Raw genomic sequence first — 17,458 nt, 5'->3', positions numbered from 1 at the left:
CCTCGCCATCGACGACACCCTCAAGACGGCCGGCTATCCGCCGCCGCCGGATCGGGCCGCGGGATGTGACCGCCGACGGCCGGCGCGTCATCGGCCGTCCCGTGTTCGCCGTAGCGGGCCTGATCGCTCCAGGCCAGGTTCCCGCTGCGGTCGATCACGACCATGTCGCCGCGGCCGATCGCCTGCTGCACGAGATCGGCGAGTTCGTCGTCGGAGGCGTCGGGATGCTCGCGGGCGATCCGGCGGCCGACGCCATTGTTGTAGAGGTCCATTGCTTCTCGGTCGGCCGGATTGCCCGGTGCGCCTTCGTGAGCGGTGGTGAAGGCGCTCGCGAAATTCTCTCCGAACTGCTTGGTCATGCGGGCATTCCAGTAGGCGTGCCGGAAGGCGTCGTTGTGGCCGTCATTGCCGGCCCATTGCCGGAACATCTGGTCGCCCTGGGCGCCCGCGGGGAAGGCGGCCCGATGCTCGGTGGGCGGCGGGAAGCGCTCGTCGGCCTTCGAGAAGGCGGCCTCCTGGATGTCCTTCATGTCGAGGAGCTGCGGCACCGATAGGTGATCGAGCATCGCCGCCTCGGTCTTCGTCACCTCGCGCGCGTCGATTCCCGGCACGCCGATCCCGAGGAACTCGGGCTTCCAGGAGGTCATCGCGTCGTCGCCGACCTGGTAGTCGCGCAGGACTTGGCCGAGGTCCGGCCGCGACGGCTGGGGCGCAGCGTTGGGGATGGCGGGCGCGCCCGGCGTGCCGGGGACGATCGTGGTGCCCGGCCCCGCTGGGATCGATGGCTGCGAGGTGGGGCCCGATGGCGCCGATGTTACCGACGGTGCCTGTGGAGCCGGCGCGACCGGAGGTGCTGCGGGCGGCTGCTGCGGCTGCGCCGGAGCCACTTCGACCGGCCGGCCCGTGCCAGGCAGGTAGACGCGATCCCCGGCGAAGACGCGGCCCGGCTCGATCAGATGGTCCTTGTTCAGTTCGACCGTGTCCCTGAAGTCGACGCCCTCGCGCTGCGCCACGTCCCAAAGCGAGTCGCCGGGCCGGAGGTCGCGCGAGGCGTAGCGCTGCTTTTCCAACGCAGGGTCGATGCGGCCATTCGGCCCCATCGCACCATCCGGGTGAGCTTGCAGGTAGGCGCCGTCGACCCATCCTTCGACCGGCCGCTCGGCCGGATCGGGACCGCGGACCTGGACCCATTCCTGGCCGTTCGCGTCGGTGCGGCGCTGTCCGGTCGCGGTCACGAAGGTACCGTGCCGCAGGACCCCGGCCTCCGCCGCCGTCGTCGAGGGGCCGGTGCGCACGTTGACCCCGTCGGGCGGTACGACCGCGAGCTGCTCGGGGGGCAGGCTTCCCGTGACGGGAGGATCGTTCGGGACGGGAGCGGCCGGGCCGGGGCCGGCGAGGCGGTCGGCGATCTGTGTGCCCGTCGCTTCGCGGGTGCTGCGCGCGATCACGTCGTCGCGCCCGACCTCGCCGAGCACCGAGACCTTGGCCTGGATTGCCTCAGGCTTCTTGCCGACGGCCAGCCCGAGCTCGTGCTGCTGGCTCACGCCGTCGCGCTTGATGGTGTCGGTGGTCGTCGACACCTTGAAGTCGTCGCCCATCCCGCGGAAGGCGCCTTCGAGATCACCGTCGAGCAGGCGGCCTACAGCGGGACCGGCATTGTCGCGCGGATTGCGCACGCTCGCCTCGACCGTGTATCGCTTCTGGTCGGTCCGGCTCGGGTCGGCGAGCCCCTGCGTCTGGTAGCGCAGCTCCGTCTTCACCGAGAGCGCGTCCGGCCTGTCGAGACGCCCTTCGTCGACGAGGCCGGTCTCGGGAACGGGGCGGCCGCTGACCGTGCTGAAGGCCGCACCGGGCGCGACGTCCCAGCTCAGCGAGACCTCGCCGCGCGCCGCGCCGTGATCCATGACGTTCTGTGGCGTGTAGTCGAGCTTGACCGGGCTCTTGTCGTCACCGAGGTCGACGGCGCCGGCCTTGAGCTTCTCCTTGGTGCTCGCCTGCAGGTCGCCCGACAGGGTGTAGGTCAGCTTGCCCGGCTGGCCGTCGCGGGGCATCTCGATCGTCCGGCTGATGTCCCGGTTGCCGTCGAGGCGGCTCTCGAGGCCGAGCCGGTCGAACTTGCCGCCGATTTTGAGCCGCGCCTGGCCGCCGAGCCGCTGCGTGAAGCTCGTGGTGTGGCCGCGCAGGAACTGCGTGTCCGCGGCGGAGGGGCCGAGCCGGTCGGCGGCGACCTCGCCAAGTTTCGACATGACCGGTCCCAGCGGGTTCAGCCCGGGCACCCCGATGCCGGGCAGGCCGACCCCTCCGGGCAGGCTCGGTCCGCTCGCCGATCCGTCGCCCGCGAGCGGGTTGCTGCCGGGAAAGCCACCGCTCAGTCCGCCCGTCGCGGTCGAGGCGGCATCGCGCACCGATTCGGACACCGCCAGGCGCTCGAGCGCCTGCGTCGCCCGGGTCGCGTCCTCTTTGCTGTCGAATCGCATCGTGACGGAATCGACCGTGCGCAGGTTGAGCTCGACGCCGGCGCTGGCTCCGACGGTCTTGCCGCCGAGGGTTTTGCTCTCGACTTCGCCCTCGACGAGCGCACCGCCGAGCAGGTTCTTGTCGAAAGTGACGTCGTATTGCGCGGGTTTGGCTGGCGCCGGGTTCGGCCCGGGCTGGGCGGGATCGGCGGGGGCGGCCCCGCCGACCTGCTGGACCGTGATGTTGTAGCCGTACTGGGCCTTCGCCCCCACGGGTACGCCCTCGATCGGCACCACGAGCTTGCCTTCGAGGGTACCCGACATCACGACCTGATCGCCGTCGCTGTTGAGCTTGCCGATCTCGGCACCGGGATCGGCGACGACCGCGCCCGCGGTGCCGAACGAATCCTTGAGCGGATCGAGCAGGCTGGACGGGTCCTTCACCGCGCCTTCGATGGTCTTGCCGAGATTGGCGATGTCGTTCGGCCCCGGCATCGAGGGCAGGCCCGGCATTCCGGGCAGCCCGGGAATCTGCAGAATGCCCGGCGGTTTCGGCGAAGCGGGGGCGGTCGGAAAGCCTGCCGGTCCCGAAGCGGCCGAAGGGGCAGCCGGTGGCGTCGGCCCAGCGCCGCTGGCGGCCGGTGTGGGTGCGGGCTTGGCCGGCGGCGTCGCGCCGGTGGCCTTCACGCTGTCTGCGAAACTCGGCGCGGATGGGGTCTCGCTCGCCTTGGCTGACGGCTGCGCCGGAGCGGGGGGAGACGGCGGAGCCGCGGGCCGGCGATCGTTGGAAGCGGTCGGGGCGGAGGCGGCATCGGACATCGTCGGATTCCCTCGGGCAGGACGCTGATCGGCCCGACGCATCTGCACTGCGAACCTGACGAGAGCCTGATCACATCCCGATATTTCCGAAGTCGAACGGACCCGGCGGAAGATCTCGCGGGCCGTCAGGTTGCCGAAAGCTCGCCTTTCTACCGATGCTGCAAGCCTTCAGGACGACCGGCACCCAACGCGGTGCGGCGACTGCTGGCTTCTCGCACGCCGATCCCGGACAGCGATCCCGGCCGGCGACCCAACGACCTGTCGGAGACTGACCATGAGCCTCGGAATCTCGAACCTCGCGGGTGGCAGCGGAGCGCTCGCCGGCGCCGGCCTGTCCGGTGATGGCGCCGCTGCCGCGAAGACCTTCCTCAACGCCCTGCTCGGCCAGAACGACGCGCCCCGTTCCGGCGGCCAAGCGTTCCTCGCCGACGTCAAGGATGCCCACAAGCCGAGCGAGAAGCGCGCGCTGATCGACGGCTTCGCCGAGGGCTTCGCCGCCGCCTCGCAGGGTGCCGATCGCGGTGGCCGTTCCGATGCCGCCTCGGACGCGGCCCCCAGCGATGCCGCCTCCCAGACGAGCGCTGCCGATGACGCTGGCGAGGCATCCAGCCCGCAGGATCTCATGAGCGGCTTTCAGGAAATCGCCGACAAGGTGGCCGATTCCGCGCTGCCCAACAAAGCCAAGAACATGCTCCTCGACGGCATTGCCGGTCTGATGTCGAAGCTCAAGGCCGAGGCCCCGAGCCAGCAGTCCTCTCCGGCTTCCTCCCCCGCGGCCGACGGCGGCACCGCCCCGCGCGCTTTCTCGGCCCCGTCGACTTCCGACCAGACCGGCTCGACCCAGGGCGCCGACGGCTCGTCCGCGACGGACCCATCTTCGAGCGCCAATGACGGCGTCTGGACGCACGAGGTCAAGGACGGACAGGCGACCATCCGGCTCGGCGACAAGTACACGATCACCGCCGACGAGAAGGACGCCTCCTGGACGGTGAAGAACAACGAGACCGGCAAGACCACCAAGGTCTCCGGCGACCCCCACGTCGACAAGGACGGCGATGGCAAGAACGACTTCGACTTCAAGAAGGACATGACCTTCAAGCTCGACGACGGCACCAAGATCACCGTCGGCACCGTGCCGGGCGGCGATAACGGCACGACCTTCTCGTCGAAGCTCACCATCACCAACGGCGAAAACGCCATCCAGGTCTCGGGCCTCGGCGACTCGCATGACGGCAAGGACAACCTCGCCGTGACCCAGTCGATGGAAGGCGAGACCATCGACGGTCTCACCAACGATGGCTCGACCACAATCTTCGAGAATGGCGGCGCCTGGCAGACCGCGGCCGGACAGGCCGTCGACCAATCGGTGATCGACGCCGCCGAAGCCTGATCGGCCGGCATAGTCGCGATCACGACGCGAGGGGTGGATCGATCGATCCGCCCCTTTTTTCGTGCTGCCGAGCGTCAAGCGCACGCCGTGCTGGGCACGAATTCGTTATTGATCGAAGTTCGTCTCTGCCATTCGCCAAAGCAGCAGTAATTGAACCCCGATAATCTGCGCGATCAAATTTTCGTTAATGCTCGGACTGTGAAGTGACAAGCTTCAAAATTTGGCGAGATCCTCTGGAATTTCACCAGATAGACCGTTGATTAGCCGGCATAAATCTTGAGGAATGATGATTCGTCAAGATTCTGTAATAAAACCTGACTAACCAGCGACGGCGTCGCAGCGATCCACTTGATCGGCCGGCCGATCCGATCCCGTCATCGTGGAACCCGCATGCGAATTCTGGTGGTCGATGACAACGCCGCCTGTGCGAGCTGCTTCGGAGAAACCCTTCGCGAAGCCGGGTTCGTCGTCGACGTGTCGGCAAATCTCGCGGAAGCCGACGACTCGGTCTCGGTCGCAACCTACGATGCCATTCTCGTCGACCGGATGCTGCCCGATGGCGACGGGCTCGACTGGATCCGCAGCCAGCGGCGCGGCGGCGGTACGGTGCCGATGCTGATCGTCAGCGCGGAGCGCGACGAGGTCGATCATCGCATCGAGGGCCTGAACGCGGGCGCGGACGACTACATGGTCAAGCCGGTTCCGCTCGACGAACTGGTGGCGCGCGTGCGCGCCGTGCTGCGGCGGCCGCCCGCGATCCTGAATCCCGTCCTCCAGGCAGGCAATGTCGAGTTCGACCCGTCGAACCGCGAGGTCCTCGTCGACGGCAAGGCGCTGCGGATGCCGCGCCGAGAAACCTGCATCTTCGAGATGCTGATTCGCCGTGTCGGAAAAACCGTGACGAAGAGCCTGCTCGAAGAAGGGCTCTACAGCTTCGAGGACGAGGTCTCGGCCAACGCGATCGAGGTGGGCATCTACCGTCTGCGCGGACACCTGATGGGATCGAGCGCCACGGTGTCGGTCCGGACCGTGCGGGGGACGGGCTACGTCCTGGAGCCGCACGACGTGCCGATCGTCGCACCGCAGGTGCCGCAGGCGGCCTTGATCGCGGCGCAGGTCGCCGTGGCGCTGGTCAACGATGGATCGTCGAACGCCCCTGCCCTGCCGGCCATCGCGGCGAGTCTGTCGACCATGCAGGCGCATGAGACGAACGTCGCTGTCGTCGCCGCCGCACTCGCGGTCAGCATGGCCGTCGGCACGGACGACGACGGCGCCTGATCGGAGACGCCGGACCGGTTACTTCGGCCGGAGCTCTTCGCGCATCGCCTCGTAATTCGTCGGCGTCACCTTCCAGCGCGCGGCGTCGTCATATTCGAAGAAGTAGCTGACCTTCGCCGTCTCCCGCCAGATCTGGACGAGCGCGGCCTTCCACGGCTTGCCGTCGCGCTGGCGCATCACCTGGTGCAACTCGACGAAGCGCTGCGCGATCTTCGACTCACGCGGGGTCTCGGCTGCGGTCTTGCCCGCGTCGAGATAGACGTAACCGTGTAGCTGCACGACGTTTTCGTCGCGCATGGTCGCGACCAGGGACAGCGTGTTCCAAGGCTGCTCGAGATAGGCCTCGTCGTGCACGATCAGGCTGCCGATCTCGTGGACGAGAGCCTCGTTGGTCGCAGGATTGTCCATTGGCGCTCGCCCGTTCCTCTCAACCACTTATTCGAGTCCGAGTGCTTCGCGCATCCGGGCCGCGACGTCGACCTTGGCTCCGCCAGGGCCGTTCTCCTCGATCAGCCGGTCGCCGTAGCCGTCGAATTCCTGGCCGGCCTCGTTCTTGAACTCGGTAACCGGCTGCTTGTAGATCACATCGCCCGTCTTGGGATCGGTGACTTCGTATTCGACGGTGACGCGGCTCGGCCGCTTTCCGCCCCAGACGCGCGTCGCGGGCGTGTCACCCTCGCCGAGGGTGAAGCGGGTGTGAACCTCGGCGCCCTGCTCGACCCATTGCCTGACTTCGCCGTCGATCTCGTTGAAGACCCGCTGGTTGAAGTCTTCGTTCTGCGGGAACTGGTTGATCAGCCCCTGCTCGTGCAGGAACTGGAAGCCGGCAATGTGGCCGCCGTTGTCGCGCTCCTCGCGCGTGGTGCGGGGCCGGCCGCCGGACTTGCCGACCGCCGCCGTCATCTTGTTCTCCGCCGATGAGCGCTTCTTGCTCGGCGGGATCTCGGTGAGGGTGAGGTCGACCTGCGTCGGGTTGTGCTGCTCGTTGACGTAGTAGGTCACGGTATTCCCGCCGACCGTCCGGGTGGTCTCGCCGACGGGGAGCTTCGCCCGCTCGGCCTCGATGTCGTAACCCGAGACCTTGCCCGTGCGGGCCGTGCCGTCGACGCGCTTGCGCTTCGAGTTCTTCGCATCGATCGTCGCGCGATCCGGATCGCGTGCGAGGCTCGAAACCTCGTCGGCCAAAGCGTCGAGATGGCGCGTATCGACCGCGTTGGCCTCTTCGATCTCGGCGCGCCGCTCGGGCGTCAGACCGGGCGCGTCGAGTTCGGCGCTGCGCGTCCGCAGCCGTTCCTGCACCTTGGTGATGTCCGCGCGGGCGGCCCAGCCGATCGTGCCGGGCGGCGGCTCCCGGCCGCCCGAGAACAGCCGGCCGACCTGGCCTTCGAGGGTCAGGCTGCGCTGGATGTTCTGCGCCGTGCGCTGGTGCAGGGCGATGTCGGCCGGGGTCGCGTCCGGCCCGTGCCGGATGCCCTGGACCACGCCGGTGGCGGGATCGTAGTCGATCTTCACCGCGTCGCCCGGCAGCGCCGGATCGGCGGTCACGCCGGGCGCGTGCGCGGCGAGGATGCCGTCCCGGATCTTGATCGGGTTGAACATGTCGCCGGGATTGCGCAGGCCGGAGGCGCGAAGGCCGGCCCCGGCGCCGACGCCCCAGAATCCCATCTGCAGGATCGACGCGGCGCGATCGCCCGCGCTCATCCGGTCCCAATTGCGGGCGGTGTCGACGCCCTGGTTGGCCACGGCCGCCGTATCGAGGGCGAAGGCGCCCGCCTGCACGTAGCCGTGGAGCGAGGCCTCGATCGGCGCGATGGCACGTCCCGCCTGACCGAGTTCGGCGAGCCGGGCCGCACTGCCGAAGGCCCCGATCGAGGCGACGCTCGCGCCGAGGTTCAGCCAGAGGCCGCGGGCCTCGCTGTCCGTGATGGGGTTCAGGGATTGGCCGTGCTCGCCGCGATCGACCAGGGCGCTGCCGCTCCGATAGGCGCCCCAGGCGCCGGCTCCGGCCGCGACCGCCCCCGCGCCGACCACGACCGGCGTGGCGAGCCCGCCCGTGCCGACGATCAGGACGCCGCCGGCGACGATGCCGCCGACCAAAGCCACCTTGTCCACCACGGAGGTGAGGTGCTCGCCGAATGTGTCGACGGTGTCCGGCGTATTGCCCTGTCCCAGCGCGACCTTTCCGTCCGCGCCCGCTTTGAGATGGCCGCCCTCCGGATAGACCTGGGTGCCCGGCGGCAGCTTGTTGTTGGTGCGCCAATCCTCGAAGTCGTCGTAGCGGCGGCCGGTATTGTCGACGTAGCGCTCGGCGCCCGACGGGTCGGTCACGCGGAACAGAGGGAGCTGCACCGGTCCGGTCTTCCCGTCGGAATAGGTCACGGGGAGCACCGTGACGTTGGCCGACGCATCGCCTGCGATGCCGCGGATCTGGTCGGCGACCTTCTTGACCGGCTCGGCCGCATCGCCTGTCCCATAGAACGAGAAGGCGCCGCGGGCCGCGGCGGCCTCTGCCTCGGCGGGCGCCGTCCCAGCCGGAACGGCGGGCGGCAGGCCCATGGCGGTCCCGACGGTGTTGTCGAGGTCGCTTCCGGCGAGGGCGACCGGCGCGTCGCCCCTGTTGTCGAGGTACTGTCGGGCGCCCGCCTGCGCGCCCGGCATGATAATCGCCGAGTTGTTCCAGGGGTCGTCGGTCTGCTTGAGGACGTCGCCGGTGATCGAGGCGTCGCTGCGGATCGTGGCGAGCGCGTTGACCCGGTTCTCCAGAGACGGGCCGTCCTTGCCGCCGTCTCCGAGGAGCCGGCGTCCCTGATCGGTTCCGAGGATGCCCGTCAGCCGGCTGGCGTCGCGGGAGGCTGCCGCCGGGTCGTCGGGTTGCCATTCCCGCGCGAGCGCTCCGCCCATGGCCTTCTGGAGGTCGGGCGTCGCGGCGAGGTCGTCCGCCGTCACCGCGGAGAAGGCGTTCTGAACGAAGGCGCTGCGCGCCGCGCTCGGGCCTTCGCCATCGAGCGCCGTGAGCGTGCGCGTGAGATCCGTCTGTGCTCCGGGCATGCCGCCGAGCGCGCCGTTTCCGGCAAGCGCCCGGGCGAAATCACCCGCCTTGTCGGGTCCGAGGCGAGAGATCGTCTCGCGCAGGCGGCCGGCGGAGGCCGAATCGTCGGCGCTCCCTGCGGCGTCCACCGCGCTGCGGGCGTAGGAGCTGGCCCGGGCGCGGCTCTCCCAATTCGCGTCCGGCTTACTCGGGTCGAGCGGCGTCGCCTTGGTGATCCCGGCCGATCGCGCTGCCAGTTCCTGGCCGAGGATGGCGCGGCTGTCGGGCGCATCGCCGAGCGCTTCCACGAGCTGCATGGGTCCGCTCGGGCCATCGCCCCGCCCGGCATCCCAACGGTCGATCATGCGGTCGGCGAGCACGCGCTGCTCGTCGGTGCTCATCGGGCCGAGTTCGGACTTGCCCGCGAGCGCGTCGCGCACCTTCTCGCTCGAACCGGTGCCGCCGATCCCGAGGAAGCCGCCGCTGTGATCCGATTTCGTCTCGGCCCAGGCGGCGATCTGCGCCTGCCGCTCGGGCGCGACGGGATTCGAGGCCGGAGCCGCCGGAGGCGGGTTCGCGGTCGGAGCGGCCGTGTTCGAGTTCGCGGCCGGTGGCGCCGCTGCCGGCTGCTTCGCCGATGCCCGTGCGGCCTCGTAGTCGGCCTTGGCCCCGTCTGAGGGCGGCGAGGCCGGCGGTGCGGCTGGTGCGGTCCTGGCGGCGGAGGGTGCAGCGGTTGCGGCCATCGTCATATCCTCGATGAGGGGCTGCGCCCCATGAGTCTCTTGAGGTGCCGGGTGGCGTCCCGGCTTCGGCGGATGCGGATCAGCCCGCGACCGCCATGGAGTCCTTTGCCTTGATGGCGGCGCTCGGGCGGGAGCCGGCGAGACCCTGCGGCTTCGACAGGCTGAGAGAGCCGACCGGCTGCACCGTGAATTCGTCTGCGAGATCCTGGTAGGACAGCACCGCGAGTTCGATCCCGTTGCGAACGAGGAAGCCGCGCACGAAGCGGCGGATATCCATCGAGGCCAGCAGCACCGGCCGTCCGGCTTCGCCTGCCCCGGTACGCCCGGCGGCACCCTCCTGGATGCGGCGGAACTGGCCGAGCAGCGCCTCGGAGGCACGCTCTTCGAGGACGAGGTAAGGACCGACGGCCGTATCGCGCACGGCGGCACGGATCGTCTCCTCGGCCTCGCGTTCGAGCACGTAGGCGGCCACGATCTTGTGCGGGTTTGCGTGGAGGTGGCAGATCTGGCGCTTGAGGCCGGAGCGGACATACTCCGTGAGCAGCATCACGTTCTGCTCGCGTTCGCCCCACTCGGCCAGCGCCTCCAGGACGAGGCGCGTATTGCGCATCGGGATGCCCTCGTCGAGCAGGCGCCGCAGGACTTCGGCGATGCGCGGCACCGGCACGGTGCGCAGGACCTCCTTCACGAGGTCGCCGTAGCTCGCCTCCATCCGCGCGAGCAGCGCCCGCGTCTCCTGGATGCCGACGAAGCGGCCCGTGTAGCGCATCAGCACGCCGCGGATCTTGGAGGTGACGATGCCGCCGGCATCGAGATGCCCGATGCCTGCCCGGGTCAGTGCCTCGGCATGAGCGGCCTCGATCCAGACCGGCGCCTCTCCGCCCTCCTCGCGCAGGTAGGGGATGCCGGCGAGTTCGAGATTGGCGAAGTCGTCGGCGAGAACCAGCCGATCGGGCCTGACATGGCCGCTCTCGACGGGAACGCCTTCGACGTCGATCCGGAACTCGCCCTCCGCGAGCGATGGATCTTCGACCGTTCCGACCTCCGGGATCAGCACGCCGAGATCGCTCGACACCGCGCTGCGCGTCCGGGCGATGCTCTGGGCGAGCGCCGCCGCGTCGAGTGACAGCAGCAGGCCAGGCGCCAGGCTCAGCATGACCGGCACGACCTCGGCCGGGAGAGCGGGCTTGTGGGGCCGCGTCGCTTCCACAGCCTCGCTCCGGGCGGCCTCCTCCGCCGCGGCCTCGGCCCCTCGGCTGGGGCGGAAGCTCGCCGCGCCGAAGACCAGCGCGAGGATCAGGAAGACCGGCGCGGGAAACCCGGGAATCGCGGCCATGCCGAGCAGCACGGCGGCGGCGAGACGCAGCGCCCGCGGGTTGGAGACGAGCTGGTCGGCGATGTCGCGGCCCAGTGCGATGTCGCTGCCGCCGGTGACGCGGGTCACGATGGTACCGGCCGTCAGCGAGAGCAGCAGCGCCGGGATCTGCGAGATCAGCGCATCGCCGATCGAGAGCAGCGTGTATTCGTGCAGCGCCTGGGCGAGCGGCATCCCGCGGGTCAACGTGCCGATCGCGAGGCCGCCGGTCATGTTCACGGCGATCACGACGAGGCTGGCGATGGCGTCGCCCTTCACGAACTTCATCGCGCCGTCCATGGCGCCGAAGAGTTGGCTCTCGCGCTCTAGCGTCTGGCGACGGGCGCGCGCCTCGGCCTGGTCGATGTCGCCGTTCCGGAGCTCGGCGTCGATCGCCATCTGCTTGCCCGGCAGCGCGTCGAGCGTGAAGCGCGCGCCGACCTCGGCGACGCGTTCCGCGCCCTTGGCGATGACGATGAACTGCACCAGCGTGATGATCAGGAAGACTACGATTCCGACGATCAGGTTGCCCGAGATCACGAACTCGCCGAAGGTCCGGATGATGTCGCCGGCATCGCCCTCGGCAAGGATCAGGCGCGCGGTGGTGATGGTCAGCGCCAGCCTGAACACCGTCGAGATCAGGATGACGCCGGGTAGCGTCGAGAATTCGAGCGGGCTCAGCACGTAGAGCGCCACCATCAGCATGAGCACCGAGAAGCCGAGGTTGAACGCGATCAGCCCATCCACCAGCAGGTGGGGCATCGGCAGGATCATCATCGCCACGGCGAGGATGATCACCAGCGCGACGGCGATGTCCGGGCTCGCCGGCAGCCGCCCGACGAAGGTGCGTGCGGCTGCGATCATGAGCGAGCCTCTTCGAAACGGTTGCGGGCCTCGACGAAGCGGCGGAACCAGGCCTGTCCCTCGGTGAGGTCTCCCGCGAGGCGCAGGGCGTGGCTGCGCAGCAGCAGGAGCGGCGGCGCCTCTCCCGGCTCGACGGTGGCGAGGCGATCGAGAGCGGCGAGCGCCAGCGCTCCGTCCCCTGCCTCGACATGAGCATAGGCGAGAAGCCGCAGCACGCCGGCATCGTCCGGGGTCTCGCGCGCGACGAGGGCGAGCAGCGTGACCGCCTGATCGGCATCGCCGATGCCGAGCGCGACATAGGCGAGGGCACAGAGCAGGTCGCGCTGCTCGCGCCCGATCAGCGGTTGCTCGATCCGACTCTCGGCCGGCAGCGCCGCCGGGACCAGGGCGACGAGATTGCGGTGGGTATCGTCGTCGAGCATGGCGTCAGCCCTCAACGAGCGCGTTGCGCCCGGCCCGCAGCAGCGCGAGGCGGCGCAGTTCCCGATGGATTACCAGGGCGCCGTCGCGAACGACGCCATCCTCGGCCGTCGCGGCAAGGCCGTCGGCGAGCTTTTCCAAGAGAAGGCGATGGCTGTCCGTGCGCAGCACCTCGGGGTGGTGCAGCCGGGGCATCACATATCGGAAGAGCGCGCCCGACAGGCTCGCCATGGCGGTGCCGCCTACGTCTTCGGTCGCCGACCCGCGCGCGGCGATCGCGCGTCGTGCCTCGCTGAGACGAACGCGCGTGACCGGGTCGACCCCGCCGGCCGACAGCATCGACTCGATCGCGGCGTCGAGTTCGACGCCTTCGTCACCCTCCGGCAGCGGCCGGCGCGGTCCCCGCTCGTCGACGCCATGACCGGCATCGAGGGGCGATACCGCCTGCTCGAGCGCCGAGCCTCGCCCGTCCAGTTCGGCGAGGCGCAGATCCGCTGCCGTGGACGACGCGGAGACGGGATTGCGGCGGGGAAGGCGAGCCATAACGCGTCCGTTCGATCAGAAGCGCATCGCGACGAGGCGGCCGTCGCGTTCGAGCATGACCCGGTCGCGATCGATCGCTCGGATGGCCCAGCCGCCGTCGACGATGGCGCCGACGAGGTAGCGCTGGCCGCGCACCACGATGTAGGGCTGCGGCCCGCGCCAGACGCCTTCGATGCCGAGGGAGGCCGGCAGCTTCTCCGCCTTCACCGCGACGCTGTTCACCAGCGTGATTTCCCCAGCGAAGCGCTCGTCGAAGCTCTGTTGTATCGCCTGCCAACGGCCAAGCATCGACGGTTCGATGGTCCCGTTCGCGGAGACGGCGCCGGCGCTGGGTTCGGCCGACACGTTGAGCAGCCCCGCCAGTTCGACATCGCGCTTCAGGGCGTTGGACGCCTTCTCGAGGGCGCCGGGACCCGAAGCGGTCGGCGTGAGCGCGCGGGCAGGCTTGAGGTCCTGGAGACGTTCATGGGCCGTAACCGGCTGCGACGGCATCGTCGGCACGGGGTCGGAGGCTTCCTGCGGCTGACGGGCGGCCAGCACGGCCTTCGCCGAGCCGTCCAGCAGCACGGCGGCTCCTGCGATAGGATTGGCGATCGTCAGCAGCACCGTGGCTGCCAGGAAGCCGGCTGCGATGAGGCCGGGGACGGCCGGGCGCCGCATCAACCTGCGCAGGTCGGCCACGCGACCGGCGGTATCGGATGTCTCCTCGGTGGCGACGGGCATCTCCGCGACGCGCCAGGAGAGACGCAGCGCGCCGATATCGACGACGGCCGGCAAAGCGACGGTGCGGGCGGCGTCGGCCGGCACCGGACCGGCTCCGTGAACGGTCACGTCGTCGCCGATGCCTTCGACGCGCAGGGTCGAGCCATGCAGCACGAACGTCGCGTGACGGGCAGCGAGGCCCGGTTCCAAGAGAACGAGATCCGCGTCCTCTCCGTTTCCAACGACGTACCGTCCCGCATCCAATTCGTGCGTGACGCCCTGGTAGATCCCAGTGCCGATCTCCAGCAGATAGGATTGCGATAAGGCCGCCATAGTGCTGCTCCGGTCGTGCAAGGCGCGAGGGGGTCGCGAAGAGCGTGGCAGCGACACGCCTCGGCGCGTCGCTGCCCACTGTCGAAGAGCCGCTTACTGCTGCGGACGCTCCTTGGCGGCGCTCTGGTCGGCGCCGAGTTGCATCGAGACCTTGCGGAGATCCATGCTCTTGGCCTGGGCGTCCTCGCTGGCCTGCTTCAGCGAAGCGAGGTTCTGAGCGAAGCTTCCGCCGCCATCGGCACCGCCGGCGCCGCCGGCCGCACCACCAGCGCCACCGGCTCCGCCAGTGACCGCACCCGCGACATTGTTCACAATGCCGCCGATGTTTCCGAGAATTCCACCAGCCATTGTTCTCTCCAGTCTTTGTCGATCGTTGGTCGAAGGATGTATTTTCAAGCAATCCGAAGATCGGACTGCCTGAGCCGACACCAAAATCAGCTACGCTGCGATGCCGGAAAGCGGGTTCGTCACCAAAAACTGCAGGGACTACTCGAACTCTTCGTCGGTATCCTGCATGGCCTGGTCCATCTCGCCCATGGCATCCTGGGCGATCTGCATGGCGAAGCCGCTGAGCGCGTCGTCGAAGGATTTGCCGTCTGCGCCGCCACCACCGCTGCCGCCGCCATCGATCGCGCCGCCGATGGCACCGCCGATGGCGCTCCCGATCGGCCCACCGAGGGCAGCTCCAGCGATGTTTCCGATCAGTCCGAACATCGTCTGCTCCTGTCTCGCCGCGCCGTCGCGAACCCGAGTCCCGGGTCGGTCCGCACGCGAACGCTTCGACGAAAGGCCCGCCGCCACGCTTCGATGCGAGCCGGTGAACCGATCGGCGATGCCGCTGGCGGGGAGACGAGATCGTTGCGATCTGCCACCCGATGCGCCGCCATGCATCATCGCGAGCGGCACGCTAGGCAGGCGAGCTTTCGAGAAGCTGACGGGCCGCGAACTAAGCTCGCAGCGCGTCAGACTTCCGGACAATCGCTAGGAAAAGGAGAGACTTAGACGATGAGTTCTGCGATCGCGCCGCGTCGCCGGGATCAGCGCGGGCCGGTGACGGACTGATCCGAAGCCGGCTCTGCGGCGCTCCGCTTGAGCGATGATACCGCTTCCGCGCGCGGCGGAGTCGCATCGGCTTCGGGGCCGATCAGGCGCTCGGGACGGCCGTCGCGAAAAACGGTCATCTGGTTTCCCCGAAACACCGTGAGGACCGTCACCTTCGGGACTTCGGGCTTCGCGGCGACCGGCACGGGCTTCGGCCGCGCGGCCTCTTCAGCCACGAGGCCGGCGAGGGTCTGCTCGATCAGTGCCACGTAGCGAGGTGGCCCAGAGGCCATGATCAGGCCCTTGCCGGGAGCGGGGCGCATCGGAAAACGGGGGTCGCTCACGTCGAGAGAATCGAGCGTGGACTTCAGGCGATCGTACGAGATCGGGCTCAGCACGAGCAGTTGCGTGCGGCTCTCCTTGGCGGAAGTGATGTAGAGCACGCTCCCGTCGTAATACCACTCAAGATTATAGAGTGCGCTAAGCCGATCGAGGAAGGCTTGTGGGGAGCCTTCCGGGATTCGGCCTTGGATCCGGCCCTTCACCTCGGGGCTGATGCTGACCTTGATCTTGAGGTTGCTGCCGAATTCCTGCAGCGCGGCGGTCAGGTCCTGATCGATGACCATGTAATTGTACGCGGTCTCGGGCAGCCGGAGCGACGCCGCCGTCGCGGCATCCTGACCGAACGCAGCCATCCCGGTCGCGGCGGCGAGCGCCGCGCACCGGAGCAGGCGACGCCCTTCCTTGTGCCCTGCTCCCAGGCTGAACCGCTCGGCCATGTCGTTCCCCACTCTACCGGACAAGCTTAGTCGGCGTTTGCGACGATGGGCTGACGCTCTCCGGATTCGCGCCGGCTCGGTCAGCTTCCCGTCAGGTCCATGTCCTAGCGAGACTTCGGCGCGGGTCAGCCCTTCGGCTGCACCCCCTCCCGGCATGGGAGACGCGTAACGAGGGAGCCGGTATTCATGGCCATCGAAGCAGTCGCTGCTGGCGCGGGCGGGATCGGCGGAGCGGGTGCTCCAGCCGCACCCGGCGGCGCAGGAGATGCCGGTCGCTTCGATCAGGCGCTCGCCGGGCACGGCGGTGCGCCTGCCGGCGCTGAGGCGCCGCCCGTCCGTCAGGCCAATCTCGAACCCCAGGCGGGGCATGTCGGGGGCGAGCCGCGCCGGGCGCCGGCCGCCGAGGTTGCGGCCGGCCCGCATCGGTCGGGCGACTCGATCGGTCACCGCATCCTCGATCGGATCGGCTCCCTGCAGAAGGGCGATGCCGCTCTGAGGACGCCGGGCGTCACGCAGGCGCCGACCACGAACGAGCCGGGTCTGAAGATCGCCTCGCGCCCCGGACCGGCCGAGACGATGCCTCGCCCCGACGGCGCACGCTCGGCCGACGTCGCAGGCCGTGTGACCACCCAGCCTGGCAAGAGCGAGAATCCGGGCTTCGACGCCATGCTGCATCAGATGCAGGCCGTCGGCGGCCAGGTGATCCAGGTCTCGGTCGTCTCCAAGACCACCGGCAGCTTCACCGGTTCGCTCAACAAGCTGATCTCGTCCGGTTGAACGGGCCCCCGGAGCCTCTCAACTCATCAGCCGGATCGGGACCGCGATGCCTACAAACCGAAATGCCCCTCGTTCGACCCCTCAGCCGCGGCGCCTTGCCGTGCGGATCGCGCTTCTGGCCGCGGCGACGCTGATGCTCGCGGGCTGCAAGACCGATCTCTACACCAAGCTCACCGAGCGCGAGGCCAACGAGATGGTGGCTTTGCTGCTCGACAAGGGCATCGATGCGAGCCGGGTGAGCGGCAAGGACGGGTCGAGCAGCATCGAGGTCGAGAAGGCCCGATTCGCGCAGGCCGTCGAGCTCCTCAAGGCGGGAGGCTATCCGCGCCAGAGCTTCACCAACATGGGCGAGGTCTTCAAGGGCGGCGGCCTGATCGCCTCGCCGACCGAGGAGCGCGCGCGCTTCGTCTACGCGCTCAGCGAGGAGCTCTCGAAGACGATCTCCGGCATCGACGGCGTTCTCTCGGCGCGCATCCACGTGGTGTTGCCCAAGAACGACCTTCTCAAACAGGACGCGACCCCTTCCTCCGCCTCGGTCTTCATCCGCCACGACAAGGACGCGCCTCTCAAGAGCCTGCTGCCGCAGATCAAGATGCTGGTCGCCAACAGCATCGAGGGGCTGACCTATGAGAAGGTCTCCGTCGTGTTCGTGCCCGTCGATCGCAGCCAGGCGACCTCCGCCGCCGCGGCGTCGTCTCTGGCCTCTGCGGCGCCTCAATCGGGCATCGATCCGACTCTGGCCGCCACAGCTGGCGGGACCGCTGGCCTCGTCCTGGCCGGCGGCGGCTTCTGGCTGTTGCGGCGGCGCGAGCGCGGCGCGAAGGCGTCGGCGCCTGCTCTCGGCGCGCTCGAACCCGTGAGCCGACCCGACCCGTCCCTGCCGCCGCCGGACGGCACCGCGGCGGTGTCGTTGAAGCGCGTTGCCTGAGCG

General features: G+C 69.2%; 14 protein-coding genes. 4 read left to right on the top strand and 10 right to left on the bottom strand.

What is annotated here, in order from left to right:
• Window positions 1-20: 20 nt before the first annotated feature.
• On the bottom strand, window positions 21-3,275 hold the full coding sequence (locus GGR33_RS13895) for a DUF6973 domain-containing protein (RefSeq protein ID WP_183506197.1): 3,255 nt from the start codon (window positions 3,273-3,275) through the stop codon (window positions 21-23).
• Between the two features lie 274 nt (window positions 3,276-3,549).
• Here GGR33_RS13895 and GGR33_RS13890 point away from each other — a divergent pair, with 274 nt between their 5' ends.
• The gene (locus GGR33_RS13890) at window positions 3,550-4,665 is read left to right on the top strand and encodes a DUF1521 domain-containing protein (RefSeq protein ID WP_246413140.1); all 1,116 of its coding nucleotides are present in this window, start codon (window positions 3,550-3,552) and stop codon (window positions 4,663-4,665) included.
• A 390-nt stretch (window positions 4,666-5,055) separates the two neighbouring features.
• Entirely contained in the window at window positions 5,056-5,943 is an 888-nt protein-coding gene (locus GGR33_RS13885) for a response regulator (protein WP_183506195.1), read from the top strand.
• 18 nt (window positions 5,944-5,961) lie between these two features.
• Here the strand turns inward: GGR33_RS13885 and GGR33_RS13880 are convergent, their stop codons facing one another.
• The 9 genes from GGR33_RS13880 to GGR33_RS13840 all read right to left on the bottom strand — a co-directional run bounded on the left by GGR33_RS13880 (window position 5,962) and on the right by GGR33_RS13840 (window position 15,750).
• The gene (locus GGR33_RS13880; protein WP_183506193.1) at window positions 5,962-6,351 is read right to left on the bottom strand and encodes a hypothetical protein; all 390 of its coding nucleotides are present in this window, start codon (window positions 6,349-6,351) and stop codon (window positions 5,962-5,964) included.
• A gap of 27 nt (window positions 6,352-6,378) precedes the next feature.
• On the bottom strand, window positions 6,379-9,714 hold the full coding sequence (locus tag GGR33_RS13875) for a DUF4781 domain-containing protein (protein ID WP_183506191.1): 3,336 nt from the start codon (window positions 9,712-9,714) through the stop codon (window positions 6,379-6,381).
• Window positions 9,715-9,793: 79 nt separating this feature from the next.
• On the bottom strand, window positions 9,794-11,932 hold the full coding sequence (gene sctV / locus GGR33_RS13870; protein WP_183506189.1) for a type III secretion system export apparatus subunit SctV: 2,139 nt from the start codon (window positions 11,930-11,932) through the stop codon (window positions 9,794-9,796).
• Complete coding sequence (gene sctY, locus GGR33_RS13865; RefSeq protein ID WP_183506187.1) at window positions 11,929-12,354, bottom strand: type III secretion apparatus assembly chaperone SctY; 426 nt, start codon at window positions 12,352-12,354, stop codon at window positions 11,929-11,931. Before sctY ends, sctV begins: the two co-directional genes overlap by 4 nt.
• A 4-nt stretch (window positions 12,355-12,358) precedes the next feature.
• Window positions 12,359-12,895, bottom strand: coding sequence for a hypothetical protein (locus GGR33_RS13860; RefSeq protein ID WP_183506185.1), 537 nt, complete (start codon window positions 12,893-12,895; stop codon window positions 12,359-12,361).
• A gap of 15 nt (window positions 12,896-12,910) precedes the next feature.
• Window positions 12,911-13,930 (bottom strand): SctD/MshK family protein, encoded by a 1,020-nt coding sequence (locus GGR33_RS13855; RefSeq protein ID WP_183506183.1) that lies wholly within the window; start codon window positions 13,928-13,930, stop codon window positions 12,911-12,913.
• Between the two features lie 93 nt (window positions 13,931-14,023).
• Complete coding sequence (locus tag GGR33_RS13850) at window positions 14,024-14,278, bottom strand: hypothetical protein (protein ID WP_183506181.1); 255 nt, start codon at window positions 14,276-14,278, stop codon at window positions 14,024-14,026.
• Window positions 14,279-14,416: 138 nt separating this feature from the next.
• Entirely contained in the window at window positions 14,417-14,644 is a 228-nt protein-coding gene (locus tag GGR33_RS13845; RefSeq protein ID WP_183506179.1) for a hypothetical protein, read from the bottom strand.
• Window positions 14,645-14,967: 323 nt separating this feature from the next.
• Window positions 14,968-15,750, bottom strand: coding sequence for a nodulation protein NolW (locus GGR33_RS13840; protein WP_183506177.1), 783 nt, complete (start codon window positions 15,748-15,750; stop codon window positions 14,968-14,970).
• Window positions 15,751-15,936: 186 nt separating this feature from the next.
• Here GGR33_RS13840 and GGR33_RS13835 point away from each other — a divergent pair, with 186 nt between their 5' ends.
• Both GGR33_RS13835 and sctJ read left to right on the top strand, forming a co-directional pair.
• Window positions 15,937-16,527: a nodulation protein NolB gene (locus tag GGR33_RS13835; protein WP_183506175.1), complete on the top strand. Its 591-nt coding sequence runs from the start codon at window positions 15,937-15,939 to the stop codon at window positions 16,525-16,527.
• A 100-nt stretch (window positions 16,528-16,627) separates the two neighbouring features.
• Complete coding sequence (gene sctJ, locus GGR33_RS13830; RefSeq protein ID WP_284212122.1) at window positions 16,628-17,455, top strand: type III secretion system inner membrane ring lipoprotein SctJ; 828 nt, start codon at window positions 16,628-16,630, stop codon at window positions 17,453-17,455.
• Window positions 17,456-17,458 lie beyond the last annotated feature (3 nt).

The organism is Methylobacterium brachythecii (assembly GCF_014196345.1).
GTDB classification, from domain to species: domain Bacteria; phylum Pseudomonadota; class Alphaproteobacteria; order Rhizobiales; family Beijerinckiaceae; genus Methylobacterium; species Methylobacterium brachythecii.
Note: the sequence above shows the minus strand (reverse complement) of the source record. Positions and strands in the feature narration are given on the sequence as shown.